At 56.1% G+C, this 16,249-nt stretch carries 15 protein-coding genes; 4 read left to right on the top strand and 11 right to left on the bottom strand.

The window, feature by feature from the left end; translation table 11 throughout:
- Positions 1-97 precede the first annotated feature (97 nt).
- From JY391_RS15555 to JY391_RS15540, 4 genes are all read right to left on the bottom strand, one after another.
- Complete coding sequence (locus tag JY391_RS15555) at positions 98-1,669, bottom strand: PglL family O-oligosaccharyltransferase (RefSeq protein WP_211934578.1); 1,572 nt, start codon at positions 1,667-1,669, stop codon at positions 98-100.
- Positions 1,670-1,959: 290 nt separating this feature from the next.
- Complete coding sequence (nfsB, locus tag JY391_RS15550) at positions 1,960-2,613, bottom strand: oxygen-insensitive NAD(P)H nitroreductase (RefSeq protein WP_211934577.1); 654 nt, start codon at positions 2,611-2,613, stop codon at positions 1,960-1,962.
- A 99-nt stretch (positions 2,614-2,712) separates the two neighbouring features.
- A complete protein-coding gene (locus tag JY391_RS15545; RefSeq protein WP_042285689.1) occupies positions 2,713-3,081 on the bottom strand; it encodes an MmcQ/YjbR family DNA-binding protein in 369 nt (122 codons plus the stop codon).
- Positions 3,081-3,662, bottom strand: a complete 582-nt coding sequence (locus JY391_RS15540) for a TetR/AcrR family transcriptional regulator (RefSeq protein WP_042285688.1) — start codon at positions 3,660-3,662, stop codon at positions 3,081-3,083. The genes JY391_RS15545 and JY391_RS15540 overlap by 1 nt, the downstream gene beginning before the upstream one ends.
- 189 nt (positions 3,663-3,851) lie before the next feature.
- Here JY391_RS15540 and JY391_RS15535 point away from each other — a divergent pair, with 189 nt between their 5' ends.
- The 3 genes from JY391_RS15535 (at position 3,852) to JY391_RS15525 (ending at position 7,064) form a co-directional block, all read left to right on the top strand.
- Positions 3,852-4,985, top strand: coding sequence for an MBL fold metallo-hydrolase (locus JY391_RS15535; protein WP_042285686.1), 1,134 nt, complete (start codon positions 3,852-3,854; stop codon positions 4,983-4,985).
- Positions 4,982-5,329 carry a RamA family antibiotic efflux transcriptional regulator gene (locus tag JY391_RS15530; RefSeq protein WP_042285684.1) on the top strand — a complete coding sequence of 116 codons (348 nt, stop codon included), beginning with the start codon at positions 4,982-4,984 and terminating at the stop codon, positions 5,327-5,329. Before JY391_RS15535 ends, JY391_RS15530 begins: the two co-directional genes overlap by 4 nt.
- A gap of 109 nt (positions 5,330-5,438) precedes the next feature.
- The gene (locus JY391_RS15525) at positions 5,439-7,064 is read left to right on the top strand and encodes an alpha/beta hydrolase-fold protein (protein ID WP_211934576.1); all 1,626 of its coding nucleotides are present in this window, start codon (positions 5,439-5,441) and stop codon (positions 7,062-7,064) included.
- Here the strand turns inward: JY391_RS15525 and JY391_RS15520 are convergent.
- From JY391_RS15520 to betI, 5 genes are all read right to left on the bottom strand, one after another.
- Positions 6,993-7,241, bottom strand: a complete 249-nt coding sequence (locus JY391_RS15520) for a DUF1158 domain-containing protein (protein ID WP_042285680.1) — start codon at positions 7,239-7,241, stop codon at positions 6,993-6,995. The two genes, JY391_RS15525 and JY391_RS15520, sit on opposite strands and share 72 nt — an antisense overlap.
- Before the next feature lie 69 nt (positions 7,242-7,310).
- Complete coding sequence (locus JY391_RS15515; protein ID WP_042285676.1) at positions 7,311-8,426, bottom strand: YbdK family carboxylate-amine ligase; 1,116 nt, start codon at positions 8,424-8,426, stop codon at positions 7,311-7,313.
- 97 nt (positions 8,427-8,523) lie between these two features.
- The gene (gene betA, locus JY391_RS15510; protein ID WP_199956474.1) at positions 8,524-10,200 is read right to left on the bottom strand and encodes a choline dehydrogenase; all 1,677 of its coding nucleotides are present in this window, start codon (positions 10,198-10,200) and stop codon (positions 8,524-8,526) included.
- Positions 10,201-10,213: 13 nt separating this feature from the next.
- Entirely contained in the window at positions 10,214-11,686 is a 1,473-nt protein-coding gene (gene betB / locus JY391_RS15505; protein WP_042285671.1) for a betaine-aldehyde dehydrogenase, read from the bottom strand.
- 13 nt (positions 11,687-11,699) lie between these two features.
- Positions 11,700-12,293 (bottom strand): transcriptional regulator BetI, encoded by a 594-nt coding sequence (gene betI / locus JY391_RS15500; RefSeq protein ID WP_042285669.1) that lies wholly within the window; start codon positions 12,291-12,293, stop codon positions 11,700-11,702.
- A 126-nt stretch (positions 12,294-12,419) separates the two neighbouring features.
- Between betI and JY391_RS15495 the strand changes: the two genes are divergently transcribed.
- Complete coding sequence (locus tag JY391_RS15495; protein ID WP_211934575.1) at positions 12,420-14,450, top strand: choline transporter; 2,031 nt, start codon at positions 12,420-12,422, stop codon at positions 14,448-14,450.
- Positions 14,451-14,614: 164 nt separating this feature from the next.
- On the opposite strand, the gene JY391_RS15490 is transcribed toward JY391_RS15495, so the two are convergent.
- Positions 14,615-15,400 carry an SDR family oxidoreductase gene (locus JY391_RS15490; RefSeq protein ID WP_211934574.1) on the bottom strand — a complete coding sequence of 262 codons (786 nt, stop codon included), beginning with the start codon at positions 15,398-15,400 and terminating at the stop codon, positions 14,615-14,617.
- 33 nt (positions 15,401-15,433) lie between these two features.
- On the bottom strand, positions 15,434-16,231 hold the full coding sequence (locus JY391_RS15485; RefSeq protein WP_211934573.1) for a glucose 1-dehydrogenase: 798 nt from the start codon (positions 16,229-16,231) through the stop codon (positions 15,434-15,436).
- Between the last annotated feature and the right edge of the window lie 18 nt (positions 16,232-16,249).

The following is a 16,249-nucleotide window of genomic DNA, read 5'->3' as shown; positions in this document are numbered from 1 at the left end:
TCTCCTTTATAAAACAGCGGCCTATGATGACCGCTGTACGGAGTTTATGCAAATTTTGCCAGCTTCAGGCTCCCGCGACTGGAAGGATGGAACCCTGTTACGACCTGAATCTTTTGTCCCACGGCATCAGACGCTGCGCATATTCTTTTAACGTTTGCGCTTCCTGGTCGCGGCGCAGAAACGCTAAAATAGCAATCTGATCGTTATAGGCGTCTTCTTCCATATGCAGTGTTATCCATTGCGCATTTTCTCCGACATACCGCTTGAGTTCCGCAAGGTCCCCTGATTGATTGTAATGCAGCAGATGTAACTGCGAGAGGGCGCGTTGCCAGCGCAGCTGCATCAGCCAGGGGACATCCAACTGTGCGATACTGTCCGGCGCTTTCAGTCTGCCGGTTTCAAAATTACCCAGCGTTATGCTGGTACGAAAGAGCTGTAGTGAGAGCACGATGCCATACACCGAGAGGGCGGCGAGAACGGGGCGCAGGGGACGAAGAGGTACCTGACAGCGTGAATGACGTCCGTCCGCTGCGGACATAAGCAGTAAAATGGCAAAAAAATGCGCCACTGAATAATAAAGCGGGAATTCGACCTGCGTGTGCAGCAAAATTGGCAATGTCGTCAGCAACGCTGCCCACTGCCATACGTTTTTGCGTCGACGAAATAAACTGATCCATCCCATAAAAACAGATAGCCCGCCCATCAGAGCAACCGCGCCACCTTCCCACCAAATAAATAGCGTTTCGTTATGGGGATGCTGCATCATTTCCCTGTTGGGGTTAGCGAAAGGTAGCGTAGCCATAAAATGCTGGTACGTGGATTCAAACATTCCCATTCCCCAGCCTTGCCAGGGATGTATCAGTATCATTCGCAGTGTATATTCCAGCGTTAAGTATCGCTGATGGGTTGAGCTTTCGTGGATTAACGAATCCGATACGGACTGATTAAGCAACTGGCTACCCATAATACAGCCAGCAATGGGCAAAATTACGATCAGAAAACGGCGATATAACGTCGTGCGGTCGCGGAAGGAGTGATGACCGAACAGGAGCGAGGCGCAAATCATTCCGCATACGCCGCCAAGCCAGCCGATCCGGGAATGAAACAGCACCAGCGTAGCGGATATTACGAGCAACGATGTACTGAGCACGGCTAAACGTACAAGTTCAGTACGCGGATTAAGCAACGAGCGGCGCTTATCGGCCAGCAAAAAAAGAAGCGCCAGTAATCCCGTTGCCAGAAATGAGGCGGTAACGTTCAGCTGCTGGAAAATGCCGGGGGCATAGCCTTTATAATTAACCGCCAGGTCTTTAAGCGGGAAAGGTAATATTTCCGGACAGTAAAACCCGGCCAGTGAAATAGCGGTCTCAATAATTGCCGCGGACGCTAAAAGATAAAAAAGCGCGACGATATCTTTTTCGCGTACAGGCTGTTGCACCAGGGCGAGATAAATCAGTACGCCGCCCCATATGCCGACGATGCGGGGGAGGGCAATGGATAATCCGGCATGGGGTGACCAAAGCAGAGGGAGGGTGAACAGGATCGCGCCAGCCAGTAACAGCAGAAATGTTGGGGTAAGCCGCAGTTTATCCGCTTTCAGTAGCAACCAGATGATGAGCGCCTGAAGGCAAATTGCCGACCAGCTCAGCAGATTCATCGGCAGGTTCATGCCGTAATCACCCCTGTTTGGCCAGGGGATGTGAACGATCAAAAGCCAGTACAGGCAGCCCAACCCCAGTGTTACCAGTCTGAGTGAGGGCGGCGCACTCAGGCGAAAAAGAGAGTGAGTGGGGAACATGATAAAACCCGGGAATAAATCATAAGTGTATTTATTCGCCATTACGGGCGCGAGTAAACTCTGATCCAGTTCAGGACTTATGGCGCGGGGAAGTAATGAGGAATGTCCTGATAATTTGCCAGCCAGCAACGAACTGCTGCCTGGCATTCTTATCTCAATAGTTACACTTCCGTCAGGGTGGTGGATAACGGCAGGCGGGATTTCGGCAGTGAAGCATTGAAATCTTCGACGCTGTGATGACCGACAGGGACCACGACCACGCTGGTGAACCCTTTATCTTTCAGGCCAAATTCGGCGTCAAGGATCTCAGCGTCAAAGCCTTCGATAGGTACGGCGTCCAGCCCCAGCGCGGCGACGCCGAGCAGGAAATTCCCCACGTTCAGGTAAACCTGTTTTGCCATCCAGTGCGCATCATCGTGAAGGGTTTTACGGTGCATATCGGCGAAGAAGGTGCGGCCTTTGTGGTTAGCCGCTTTTGCTTCGGCGTTCGGGAAGCGACCATCCGCCTCCTCCTGATCGACCACGCGCTCCAGCCAGGCGTCGTCCATCGCCGTTTTGGCGCAGAACACCACCACGTGTGAAGCGTCGAGCATTTTGCGTTCATTGAACACATAGTTTCCGGCGGCAGACTTCGCGACGCGCGTCTTGCCTTCGTCGGTGCTGGCGATAATAAAGTGCCACGGCTGAGAGTTGGTGCTGGACGGGCTGTATTGCAGCAGCGTTTTTATCTTTTCTGCCTGTTCAGCGGTCAATTTTTTGCTGGGGTCGAAGGCCTTGGTGGAATGACGTTTTAAGGCAACTGATACGATATCCATAACTACTCCCGGTTTGTTTCATTACCCCGCAGGGTACAAGGTTCTCCGGCAGATGATAAGTGAGAAAATGCGAAAACAGTTATCGTCTGTCACGACCAATCAGCGCGGGCGGATCCGTTTTTGGTCGCGCTTCGTCAGACCGTCAACTACCAGATTCCACGAATCGTTAACCAGTTCTTCCAGCAGCGACTCGCTGATATCGTCGCCGGGCGTGACGGAAATCCAGTGCTTTTTGTTCATGTGGTAACCAGGCGTGATGCTCGGGTATATCTGCTGATTTAACAGCGATTTTTGCGGATCGGACTTCAGATTAATCACTCTGCGATTGTTCACGTCGGTGGCAATCATGAAGATCTTACCGCCCACTTTAAAGACGTCATATTCCGGGCCAAACGGCCAGCAATGTTCGGTAAACGGAAAAGCCAGCGCCAGACGGCGCGCGCAATCATACAGCGTTTTATCATTCATCAGAATTCCTCGCGGGTGAGGGCGCGCCACATCGCTTCAAAACCGAGAGAGATAAACTCACTGGCGCGAGCCGGTTCGCGAGTGGCAAACTCCATGGTGGTTTCGGCCAGGGTTAAAAACAGCGCGTCGCCGAAGGCGCGATATTCGTCTGACATAAAGACCGGCAGGACCGCACGATGGCAAAGATCGTGCAGCTCAGGAAACATGGCGTCGGCCTTTTGTTCTGTCTCTTTGGTGATTTTCTCGCTGACCGCCAGTTGGCGTATCGCGCGGTGCCCGTGCGTCTGTTCCAGCCCCCAGCGGATATAGCTGCTCCAGATATAAAAGGTCATCGCTTTGGCATCGGTCAGCGAGCGATCCAGCCTGGCGATCATTGACTGACACAGGCTGTGCTTAAGATGGAGGTAAAGTTCGTTAATTAACTCGTCTTTGGTCGCGAAATAGCGAAATAATGTTCCTTCCGCCACGCCTGCATTACGGGCAATCACGGCGGTAGAAGCCGCGATCCCGGACTGCGCGATTGCCGTGGTTGCTGCCTCCAGTAATGCCAGTTTTTTGTCTTCACTCTTCGGACGAGCCACTACATTTTACCCTTATCAGTCTAAAACCCGAATTGAAACACGGCCTTTGCAGCGCCGCAACGGGGAATGTCAAAGATTGAAAAACGTCTTGACGCGAAATTTCCGATTTCTATAATGAGTGCTTACTCACTCATAATCAAGAGTCAGCCGCGCAGACTACCGGACGGGAGCGCGTTTTCAGGTCAGGATATGAAGCGTCTCACAGTTTGTGTGGTTGTTATGATGATCATTGCCAGTGCCGCAACGTTACCGTTTGTCCTCAATGCTGGCTTCGGTCAGGCGCCGCAAGGGGCTCAGCTCAGTCAGTTTGAACAGTCCGTCAATTATCGTGATGGGCAATTCCATAATCAGGTGCCAGGGCCGGGCTATACCGGAAATAAAAGTCTGCTGGCGGCCTGGTGGGAATTCCTGGTCGCAAAGCGAGAGAACGCGCGTCCGGCGCAGCCGTTACCGCTGGTAGCGACCGATATTGCAGCTCTGCCCGCCGACAGGGACACGCTGATCTGGCTTGGCCACTCGTCGTGGTATTTGCAGCTCGGCGGAAAACGCATTCTGATCGACCCGGTCTTCAGCCGTTACGCGGCGCCGTTTTCTTTTCTCAACAAAGCGTTTGTCGGTGATTACCCCTGGACCGCCCAGGCAATGCCGGCGATCGATCTGTTGATCATTTCTCACGATCATTATGACCATCTGGATTACGCCACCATCAAGGCGTTGATGCCAAAAGTGAAGCGGGTGATTACGCCGCTCGGCGTCGGTTCGCATTTGCGGTACTGGGGTATGAACGGCGACATCATTGAGGAGCGTGACTGGCACCAGTCTGTGCGGGTGGATGACGGGCTCTATATTCACGTACTGCCCGCCCGCCATTTTTCCGGACGCGGCATCAAGCGTAACCAGACGCTGTGGGCCAGTTTTCTGTTTGAAACGCCGGAACAGAAAATTTACTACAGCGGCGACTCTGGCTACGGCCCGCACTTTCGGGCGATTGGCGAACAGTTTGGCGCAATCGATCTGGCGATCATGGAAAACGGTCAGTACGACCCGGACTGGAAATACATCCACATGATGCCGGAGGAAACCGCTCAGGCGGCACAGGATCTGCGCGCCAGAGCCATCTTACCGGGGCATGCCGGACGTTTTGTGCTGGCGAAACACACCTGGGATGATCCTTATAAGCGGCTGGCGCTGGCCAGCCGTCATAAACCCTACCGCCTGCTCACTCCGACGCTGGGCGAACCGGTGAAGCTCGACGATCCGGCGCAACAGTTCACGGCATGGTGGGAGAACACGAGCAATTTGCAGGAGAGGAGTGCTGAATGACCATTTCTGCTCAGGTAATCGACACTATTGTCGAATGGATTGATGAAAATTTGAATCAACCGTTGCGTATTGACGATATCGCCCGCCACGCGGGGTATTCCAAGTGGCATCTGCAGCGTCTTTTTATGCAGTACAAAGGGGAGAGTCTCGGGCGCTACATCCGCGAGCGTAAGCTGCTGCTGGCGGCGCGGGATTTGCGCGAATCCGACGAAAAAGTATACGATATCTGTTTGCGCTACGGTTTTGATTCGCAGCAGACGTTTACCCGCATCTTTACCCGCACGTTTAATCAGCCGCCGGGCGCCTACCGCAAAGAGAACCACAGCCGGACACACCCGGCATAGTGTTATCAGGCCGCGACAGGCGGAGTAACATTCCGCTTACAAATCTTATTGCAAATCATTCCCATTTACATTAGCGTGGCTGACACATTTCTTCAGGAACGGTTAGCCAATGAAAATGGCGTGGAGTGGTTTGCTCCTGGGGCTGGGAACCCTGTCGGCTCAGGCGATGTCCTGTTCGACTCCCTCGCTCCACGGCGAGCAGCAGGGAAAATTTGATGCCAGCGGCGAAGTCTGTTTTGTCCTTCCTCCGCTAAACGAAAACTATGTTTCCGCAACGCTGTCCGGCGTCACCGATGCCCGTCTGCTCGACGGTCAAAACCGGCGTATCCGCACATTACTGGAAGACGGCCCCGACGATGGCGAGCATCATTTGCTGTTTTCGTTACCCGTACAGCAGACTACCTCGCTGGTGCTGCATGGTAACGAAGGCGCGCGCTGGCAGTTTAGCTGGCAGATGAAAGAGACGACGCCGCTGCCGCGCACGCAGCGAATTTCCCCGGTCAGCCCGACGCTACAGCGGCTGGAAAAAGCGATTGCCGCCGGGGCGGGAACTGCGGATTTCTGGCAGGATCGGCAGCGTTACGGTACGCCGCTGGTCGAACCTGTCGACGCTAACCATAAACGGATCACCTTTCTCTGGCGCGGCGCGAAGCAAAACGTTTTTCTGTTTGGCTCGCCGGCAGGCGAGCACGATCCGCTGTTTCGACTCGGCCATTCCGACGTCTGGTTTCGCAGCTATGTTGTGCCTGCGGATACGGTTATGCAGTACAAACTGGCGCCGGATGTGCCAAAAGTCAGCGGTTCGCCCCGCGATCAGCGACGCGCGATCCTGGTCAGCGCGCAGGCCGATCCTTATAACCCGTTGCGGATCGGCGATAAGCATGCCGATCGCTGGAACCAGTCGTCGTTAATCGATCTTGGCCCGCCGCGTTTTTGTTCGGCGCAGGCCGCTGCACAGCCGTTGACGCACGGCGCGCTTACCCGTCAGATGCTGAAAAGCGAACGGTTAGGCAATCGCCGGGAAATCGCTCTCTACCGTCCGCGAGTGGCGCAGCCGGCGCGTTGGACGTTGATCCTGTTTGACGGTAAAACCTACCTTGATGACTACCATATCGACCGGATAGTTGACGGTCTGATTGCCCGCCATCAGCTTCCGCCGATCAATGTGGTATTTGTGGACTCGCTCGATCATCCGCGTCGTGGAAAAGAGCTGCCGCCAAACCCGGACTTTGCCGATTTCATGGCGCACGAGCTGACGCCCTGGCTGGCGCAGCGGGGCATATCCCTCCAGCGGCAGAAAACGGTGCTGGCCGGGTCCAGCTATGGGGGACTGGCGTCGTCGTGGGTGGCGCTGCGCTACCCACGGCTGTTTGGCAATGTGCTGAGTCTTTCCGGCTCCTACTGGTGGGCGCCGCACGGGGAGGCGCCCGCCTGGCTGACGCGGCAGTATCAGAACTCGCCGCGCTACCCGATTACCTTCTGGCTACAAGCCGGGCGTTTTGAACAGGAAGGGCCGAACGGCGGCATTTATCGCAACACGCTGGCGTTTGAAAAGGTACTCAAAGAAAAGGGCTACACGGTCAGTTTTCATCCGTGGTCGAGCGGGCATGACTACACCGCGTGGTGCGAAGCGCTGGTGCACGGCATGCGCGACTTCACGGGCTTAACCGGCCAGCGAAAACCAGCGACGCCAGACGTAGCGGAGCACAAAATATTCGACAGCGCCAAGCGCTAAAAACCACAGGCAGAACAGCAGCGTATAAAGCTGGTTGAGATCCATCAGATGAAAGGCGTCAACCAGCTTTTGCGCCAGCGTCAGTCCCAGAGACGGGGCGGGCAGCAACAGGCAGGACAGAAAAGCCATCAGCAAAATACCGGCGGCAGTCATCAGCGATTCAAGCGGGTGTTTCATGGCATTGTTAAATGTGAGTTAAAAAAGCCATTGTCCGGGATTACGCCGGACAACGCAAACGCCGTCCTGTTACCCCGCCCAGATCTCGCAATGTTTTTTCACCAGACCAATCAACGACCCGCCATCGGCGACAAATTCCCGCATCTTTTGCGCTTCGCTGCCGCCGTTTCTCACCTGACGGGTCAGGGCCTCGATCGCGCTGCCTGCGCCCACTTTATCCGCCGAGGGGGCGACTTTCTCCAGCAGACGCAGGGTGTCCTCTGACAGTTTATGATGATCGCCGGTATGTACGTCGGTCAGAATGCCATCCAGCCCGTAACGGCAGGCCTGAAAGCGGTTGAACTTATACAGCAGGTAATCGCGTTCCTGGTGTTTAAATGGTCGCTCGGTCAAAAGCCAGTGCGCGGTCGCCTGAATCAGTCCCGCGATGTTGACGGCATGAGACAAGGTGAGCGGCGTATCCATCACCCGCACTTCCACGGTGCCAAAATGCGGACTCGGTCGGATATCCCAGTGCAAATCTTTAATACTTTCGATCATGCTGGTGTAACTGAGCCGACGGAATAGCCCCTCAAATTCCTGCCAGTTACTGACCCACGGCATCGGACCGTTGTCCGGAAAACCGGAGAAAATATTCAGCCGCGATGAGGCGAAACGGGTGTCAGAACCCTGCATATAAGGCGAAGCGGCAGAGAGCGCGATAAAGTGCGGCACGAAGTGTGACAGCCCGTGCAGCAGATAGATCGCGTCGTCACCGCTGGCGCAACCGACGTGTACGTGCTGACCAAACACGGTCGCCTGCTGAATGAGGTAGCCAAAATTCTCCAGCGTCCGCTGATAGCGCTCGTTATCGCACACTTCCTGCCGCTGCCATTTTTGAAACGGATGGGTGCCCCCGCCACAAATCTCAATGTGGTGCTCCGCCGCAGCGTGGAGAATCACCTGCTGCATGGCGGAAAACTGTGCGGCGGCCTGGTCGATGTTGTGACACACATCGGTCGCCAGTTCCAGCATGCTTTCGGTGATGTCATGTTTGACTTCACCGGCGGTGACCCGGTCTTTCACGGCGGCAATCAGCCGCGAAGAATCCTGGCTCAGGTCATAGCCCGGTGGATTAACCACCTGCGTTTCCAGCTCAATGCCGAGGGTGTAGGGTTCGGAGACGTGAAAATCGGGTAACGGCATAACGTTCTCTTTTAAAGGAATGTCTTTTCAGTATAGAAGCGTTATGGGTATTCGGAAGCGGCCTGATACGCGCCGCGTTATCAGACCATACAGACCGTTACCGCCGTGGCGCCTGGCGTACCGGCGTGTCGCCCGCCACGTAATAGCTGGCTGTGCTTTTTGCCAGCGGGGCGCGACCGCGAATAGCATCGGCAAGCTTTTCGCCAATCATGATTGTGGTCGCGTTCAGGTTGCCGGTGATGATTTGCGGCATGATTGAAGCGTCCACCACGCGCAGGTTTTCCACGCCGTGAACCCGGCCTTCGCCGTCCACGACCGCCATTTCATCAAAGCCCATTTTGCAGGTGCCGCAGGGATGAAACGCCGTCTCGGCGTGCTCGCGCACAAACGCGTCCAGTTGTTCGTCGCTCTGGCAGTCGCTGCCAGGGCTTATTTCCCGTCCGCGAAAGGGATCCAGCGCGGGCTGGTTGATGATTTCACGGGTAATGCGAATGGCGTCGCGAAACTCCTGCCAGTCCTGGTCGGTCGACATGTAATTAAACAAAATTGCCGGGTGCTCGCGCGGATCGCGTGATTTAAGATGGACGTGGCCGCGGCTTGGCGAGCGCATAGAGCCGACGTGGCACTGGAAGCCATGTTCTTTAACCGCGTTCGAGCCGTTGTAATTGATCGCGACCGGCAGAAAGTGATACTGAATGTTTGGCCAGGTAAACGCGTCCCGGCTGCGGATAAAACCGCCCGCTTCGAAATGGTTGCTCGCGCCAATGCCGGTGCCGCCAAACAGCCATTCGGCGCCGATCTTCGGTTGATTCCACCATTGCAGAGCCGGGTACAGGGAGACCGGTTTTTTACAGGCGTATTGCAGGTACATCTCCAGATGATCCTGCAGGTTTTCGCCGACGCCGGGCAGGTGATGAACCAGCGGAATAGCAAACGCTTTCAGCAACGCCGCGTCGCCAACGCCGGAACGCTGCAGAATCTGCGGCGAAGCAATCGCCCCGGCGCATAACAGCACCTCTTTTTCCGCTGTGGCTGTGGTCGGAATGGTGCCGTCGCCTTCCAGCCACTCCACGCCCACCGCCTTTTTGCCATCAAAGATGATGTGATCGGTCAGCGCGTGGGTGATTATCGTCAGGTTAGGACGTTTTCTTGCCTGATCGAGATAGCCGCGCGCGGTGCTGGCGCGACGTCCCTGCGGCGTTACGGTGCGATCCATCGGGCCAAAGCCTTCCTGCTGGTAACCGTTAAGATCGTCCGTGCGCGGATAACCGGCCTGTACGCCCGCCTCGATCATCGCGTCGAACAACGGATTCACATTGGGTTTCGAGGTGGTCACGCAGACCGGGCCGTCGCCGCCGTGATAGTCGTTTGCGCCGATATCGCGCGATTCCGCCTTACGGTAGTAGGGCAGGCAGTGGAGATAGCTCCAGTGTTCGAGTCCGGGTTCGTTTGCCCAGTTGTCGAGATCCATCGCGTTGCCGCGAACATAGCACATGCCGTTAATCAACGAGGAACCGCCCAGTCCTTTGCCGCGTCCGCACTCCATCCGGCGATAATTCATGTGCGGTTCCGGCTCGGTTTCATACGCCCAGTTATAGCGTTTCCCCTGAAGGGGATAGGCCAGCGCCGCGGGCATCTGAGTGCGAAAATCCGCACGGTAGTCCGGGCCGCCCGCCTCTAAAAGCAGAACGGTGGTATTGCTGTCTTCTGTCAGTCGTGTTGCCAGTACGTTGCCGGCAGAACCGGCGCCAATAATGATATAGTCAAAATGCAATGAGACCTCCTGGTTAAAAGACGGACTGGAAGGGGGCCATCTCGATCTGGATGGATTTTACCTGGGTGTAGTTTTGCAGCGTCATCACGCCGTTTTCACGACCAATGCCAGAGTGCTTATAGCCGCCGACCGGCATTTCCGCCGGGGATTCCCCCCAGGTGTTGATCCAGCAGATCCCGGCCTCGAGCTGGTGGATAACCCGATGCGCACGGTTGAGATCCTGCGTGACCACGCCTGCCGCCAGACCATAGTCGGTCGCGTTGGCGCGGCGAATTACCTCGTCTTCGCGCTCATAGGTGAGAATTGACATGACCGGGCCAAAGATTTCTTCCCGTACGATGGTCATCTCGTCGCGACAGTCGGTGAACACCGTTGGCGCAACCCACGCGCCATGTTCAACGTCGCGGCCTTTCAGTGCGCCGCCGCCGCACAGTAGCGTTGCGCCTTCGCGCTTGCCGCTTTCGATATAGCGCAGAACGTTTTCCCGATGCGCGAAGCTGACCAGAGGCCCGAAGTTAGTTGCCGGATCAAACAGATCGCCTGCGCGAATTCGCGCCACGCGGGAGAGGATCGTCTGTTCAAAGGCGCTTTTCATCTTTGTCGGGATAAACACGCGGGTGCCGTTGGTACAGACCTGCCCGGCGCTGTAGAAATTCGCCATCATGGCGATGTCGGCAGCCAGATTAACGTTGGCGTCCTCGAAAATAATCAGCGGCGATTTACCGCCCAGCTCCATCGTGACCTCTTTCAGTGAGGAGGCCGCGGAATGCGCCATCACTTTTTTGCCGCTGGCAACCCCGCCGGTAAACGACACTTTGGCAATGCCGGGATGTTCGGTCAGATACTGGCCCGTTTCCGCACCCGCGCCCGGCAACACGTTAAATACGCCGTCCGGCAGACCCGCTTCGCTGTAGATTTCCGCCAGCTTTAACGCGGTGAGCGGCGTCACTTCGCTGGGTTTGAAGATCATCGCATTGCCCGCCGCCAGCGCCGGAGCAGACTTCCACAGCGCGATTTGAATCGGGTAGTTCCATGCGCCGATCCCTGCCACCACGCCCAACGGCTCGCGGCGAGTGTAAACGAAAGCGGACTCGCGCAGCGGGATCTGGCTGCCTTCCAGTGACGGGATCAGCCCGGCGTAATACTCCAGTACGTCCGCGCCGGTCACGATATCCACGCTGGCGGTTTCGCTGAACGGCTTTCCGGTATCCAGCGTTTCCAGTCTGGCCAGCTCGTCATTGCGTTCGCGCAGAATATCCACCGCCCGGCGCAGAATGCGCGAACGTTCCATCGCGGTCATCGCCGCCCAAATTTTTTGTCCGCGTTGGGCGCTTTTTACGGCGCGATCAACATCGTCACGCCCTGCGGCGTGAACCGTCGCCAGAATATCGCCATTGGCAGGATTGATGGTATCGAAGGTGTGACCGCTGGCGGCGGCGGTATAACCACCGTCTATATAAAGCTGTTGTTCTGCCATTCGCGACATGCGTTCTCCTCGTTTAGTCAGTGGCTTTCGGCAAATGCTGACTGATGAAATGGGTGGTCAGCGCCTGGGCGAGACTCAGATTAAACGGTTCGCCGCTCAGCGCGGCGCGTAGCCAAAGCCCGTCAATCAGCGCCGCCAGTCCGTAACCCGCCTGCTGCGCCTGTTCGCGCGGCAGTTCACGCTTAAATTCGTAGACGATATTCGACAGCAGGCGCTTACTGGCAACCTGCTGAAGGCGATACAGCATCGGCTGATGCATACTGCTGGCCCAGAAGGCCAGCCACGCTTTCATCGCCGCGTGGCTTATCTGCGTGTCGTCAAAATTCCCCGCGACGATGGCCCGCAGGCGCAGTTCGGCACGGGCGCCCTGGAGCGCACGCAGCCGATGCAAAACCGCATGGCGGAGCTGGCTGGTGATGTCGCGCATCGTCGCCTCCAGCAATCCATTCTTATCCCTGAAGTAATGGCTGATGATGCCGGTCGAAACCCCGGCGCGACGGGCGATCTGCGCGATCGTCGCATCGTGCATTCCCACCTCATTGATCGCCTCCAGCGTGGCGTTAATCAGCTGCCGTTGCCGAATCGGTTGCATCCCCAGTTTGGGCATTTTCGGACTCCATTCATCAGTTTTGTTTATCTATTAGAACGGTTTTTGATTGAACGTTCAATATAAATGTGTATTAATTGTTACGTCTTTGATTTCAAATAGTTGCAATAAAAGTGAGGATACTGGATGTCAGACCTTCCCTCGTGCAGAGAAAAAGACAAAATCAATCCGGTTGTTTTTTATACGTCCGCCGGGCTGATTTTGTTGTTTTCCCTGACCACGATCTTCTTTAGTGATTTCTCCGCCGCCTGGATCGGCAAGACGTTGAACTGGGTATCGAAAACCTTCGGCTGGTATTATCTGTTGGCCGCCACGCTGTATATCGTCTTCGTCATTTTTATCGCCTGTTCGCGCTTTGGCTCAGTGAAGCTCGGGCCTGAGCAGTCCAAACCAGAATTCAGCCTGCTAAGCTGGGCTGCGATGTTATTTGCCGCCGGGATTGGTATCGACCTGATGTTTTTCTCGGTCGCGGAACCGGTCACGCAGTATATGCAGCCGCCGGAAGGGGCGGGGCAGACGGTCGAAGCGGCTCGCCAGTCGATGGTCTGGACCCTGTTTCACTACGGTCTGACCGGCTGGTCGATGTATGCGCTGATGGGCATGGCGCTGGGCTACTTCAGCTATCGCTATAACCTGCCGTTGACCATTCGTTCGGCGCTCTATCCCATCTTTGGTAAACGAATCAACGGACCGATAGGACACAGCGTGGACATCGCGGCGGTGATTGGCACCATCTTCGGCATCGCCACCACCCTCGGGATTGGCGTGGTGCAACTGAACTACGGGCTTAGCGTGCTGTTCGATATCCCGGACTCAATGGCGGCAAAGGCGGCGCTGATAGTGCTGTCGGTGATTATCGCCACAATTTCTGTCACCTCGGGCGTCGATAAGGGCATTCGCGTGCTGTCCGAACTGAACGTTGCGCTGGCGCTGGGACTGATTCTGTTTGTGCTGTTTATGGGCGATACGTCATTCCTGCTCAATGCGCTGGTGCTTAACGTGGGTGATTACGTGAATCGCTTTATGGGCATGACGTTGAACAGCTTTGCTTTTGATCGCCCGGTCGAGTGGATGAACAACTGGACGCTGTTTTTCTGGGCGTGGTGGGTGGCGTGGTCACCGTTTGTCGGCTTGTTCCTGGCGCGTATTTCGCGCGGGCGTACGATTCGTCAGTTCGTTTTCGGCACGCTGATTATTCCGTTCACCTTTACCCTGCTGTGGCTGTCGGTGTTTGGCAACAGCGCGCTGTACGAAATTATTCACGGCGATGCAGGCTTTGCATCCGAAGCGATGGCGCATCCGGAGCGTGGATTTTACAGCCTGCTGGCCCAGTATCCGGCGTTCACCTTCAGCGCCTCGGTGGCGACAATCACAGGCCTGCTGTTCTATGTGACCTCCGCAGATTCCGGCGCGCTGGTGTTGGGTAACTTTACTAAGCTAAAAGACATTAACAGCGATGCGCCAAACTGGCTGCGCATTTTCTGGTCTGTCGCCATCGGCCTGCTGACGCTCGGCATGTTGATGACAAACGGTATTTCCGCGCTGCAGAACACCACGGTCATCATGGGGCTACCGTTTAGCTTCGTCATATTCTTTGTCATGGCCGGGCTGTATAAATCGCTGAAGGTCGAGGATTATCGCCGGGAAAGCGCCAGCCGACACACCGCGCCGCGTCCGATGGGCGTACAGGATCGGCTGAGCTGGAAAAAACGCTTATCGCGGCTGATGAACTATCCGGGCACGCGCTATACCCGCCAGATGATGGAGACGGTATGCTTCCCGGCGATGGAAGAAGTGGCCCAGGAGCTCACACTGCGCGGTGCCAGGGTAGCGCTAAAAAGCCTGCCGCCGGAAGAGGGCGAAAACCTCGGCCATCTGGATCTGCGGGTATACATGGGCGACGAACGGAATTTTATCTACCAGATCTGGCCGCAGCAGTACGCGGTGCCGGGGTTCACCTACCGTGCCCGCAGTGGTAAATCGACCTACTATCGTCTGGAAACTTTCCTGCTGGAAGGCAGTCAGGGTAACGACCTGATGGACTACAGCAAAGAGCAGGTGATTACCGATATTCTCGACCAGTATGAACGCCATCTGAACTTTATTCATCTGGATCGCGAAGCGCCAGGCAACGGCGTACTGTTTCCCGGCATGTAGATCTAAACGTTTTCTGAAAAAAGGACGCCTACTGTTTACATACACAGTAAGAAGAGATGAGAAGAGTCGGGTAATCGCGGGCGCCTGACGCTTTCCGGCTTCAGGCCATTGCTGAGATTCAGAAAAATGAAAGCCCGCAGTCTTCACTGGCTGCGGGCGAATGTTTACCAGCAGATAAACCCGCCATCCACCACCAAATCTACCCCCGTGCAAAACGACGCGGCATCGCTGGCGAGAAACAGCGCCGGACCGGCCATCTCTTCCACCTTCGCCATACGTTGAATCGGCGTCTGGCTTTCAAATTCCCGCGTCTGATGCACCATTTCCGGGCGGGTATTCATTGGCGTGGCGGTATAACCCGGGCTGATGGAGTTGACCCGAATCCCTTTCTCAATCCACTCCATCGCCAGACTTTTCGAAAGATGGATCACGCCGGCTTTCGAACTGTTGTAATGCGCCTGATCAAGGCCCCGGTTCACGATGATCCCGGACATAGAGGCGATATTAATAATGGCGCCGCCACCGCTTTTCAGCATCAGTTCCGCTTCGGCTTTGCACGAGTTCCACACGCCCGTCAGGTTGATATCAATCACCCGCTGCCACTGCTCGCTTTCCATTTCCAGCGCCGGGTTAGCGTTCGCGATCCCGGCGGCGTTAACCGCGATATCGAGGCGACCAAAACGTTCGTGGGTGAAAGCGATGGCCGCGCGCAGGTCGCTGAGTTGCCGGACATCGCCCGCGTAGAGGACGGCCTGCCCGCCGATGGCCTCGATATTCTGTACGGTCTCTTTCAGCCCGCCGTCTTCCCGCAGGTCAAAACCGACCACGCGCGCGCCCGCGCTGGCAAGGGCCCAGGCTATCATCTGGCCGATACCGCTACCCGCGCCGGTAACGAAGGCGACGCGCCCTTCGAGGTTAAATAACTGCCGGGCAAAATCTTTTGCGATCATAGTGATTTCTCTCCACATAGTCCCCGGCGGGGATTACGACATGATCAGGCCGCCATCAATATTAATGGTCTGCCCGGTAAGGTAACGCGCATCGTCAGAGGCAAGGAAAGCCACCAGCCCGGCGACATCCTCGGGTTTCCCGGCCCGTTTCATCGGGATCCCTTTCACCCATTCCGCCATCAGTTCCCCTTTGCCGTAGCGTTTTTCTTCGCTGCTGAGAATCTCGCCCCACACGCGATCGTTGTAATCCCACATTTCGCTTTCGATAATGCCTGGACAGAAGGCGTTGACGGTGATATTCCACGGCGCCAGCTCGTGCGCCAGACTCTGGGTGATACCGATAACGCCCATCTTGCTGGCGGCGTAATGCGGGGTGTAGATAAAGCCCTGCCGCCCCTGACCTGACGAGGTGTTGATCAGGCAGCCCTGATTCTGTTTAACCATGTATTTTGCCGCTTCACGACAGCACAACCATACCCCGGTAGTGTTTACCGCCAACACTTTCTCGAAATCCGCCTTCGGCATCCGGTCGAAATAGTCGATGGTGATGACTCCGGCATTCTGGATGGATACATCGACAGTCCCGAAGCGGGCGGCGGCCTGCTCGTACAGCGACTGCACCTGCGCCTCATCGGTCACATCGACCTGCATTGACAGGATATCCGCCTGATAGCGCTGGCGCAGTTGCTCTGCGGTGTCGTGGACGCGCTCCGCGTTGGACACCATCACCAGATTTGCGCCGTCGCGGGCGAAGCGTTCGGCGATGCCGGCGCCAATTCCCCGACATGCCCCGGTGATAACCACGGTTTTCCCCTGAAAATTGCGTTGCATATTTTTTCTCCTGTTTAA

This window comes from Citrobacter sedlakii (assembly GCF_018128425.1).
Lineage (GTDB): Bacteria > Pseudomonadota > Gammaproteobacteria > Enterobacterales > Enterobacteriaceae > Citrobacter_A > Citrobacter_A sedlakii.
This window is presented reverse-complemented; position numbering and strand designations above follow the sequence as displayed.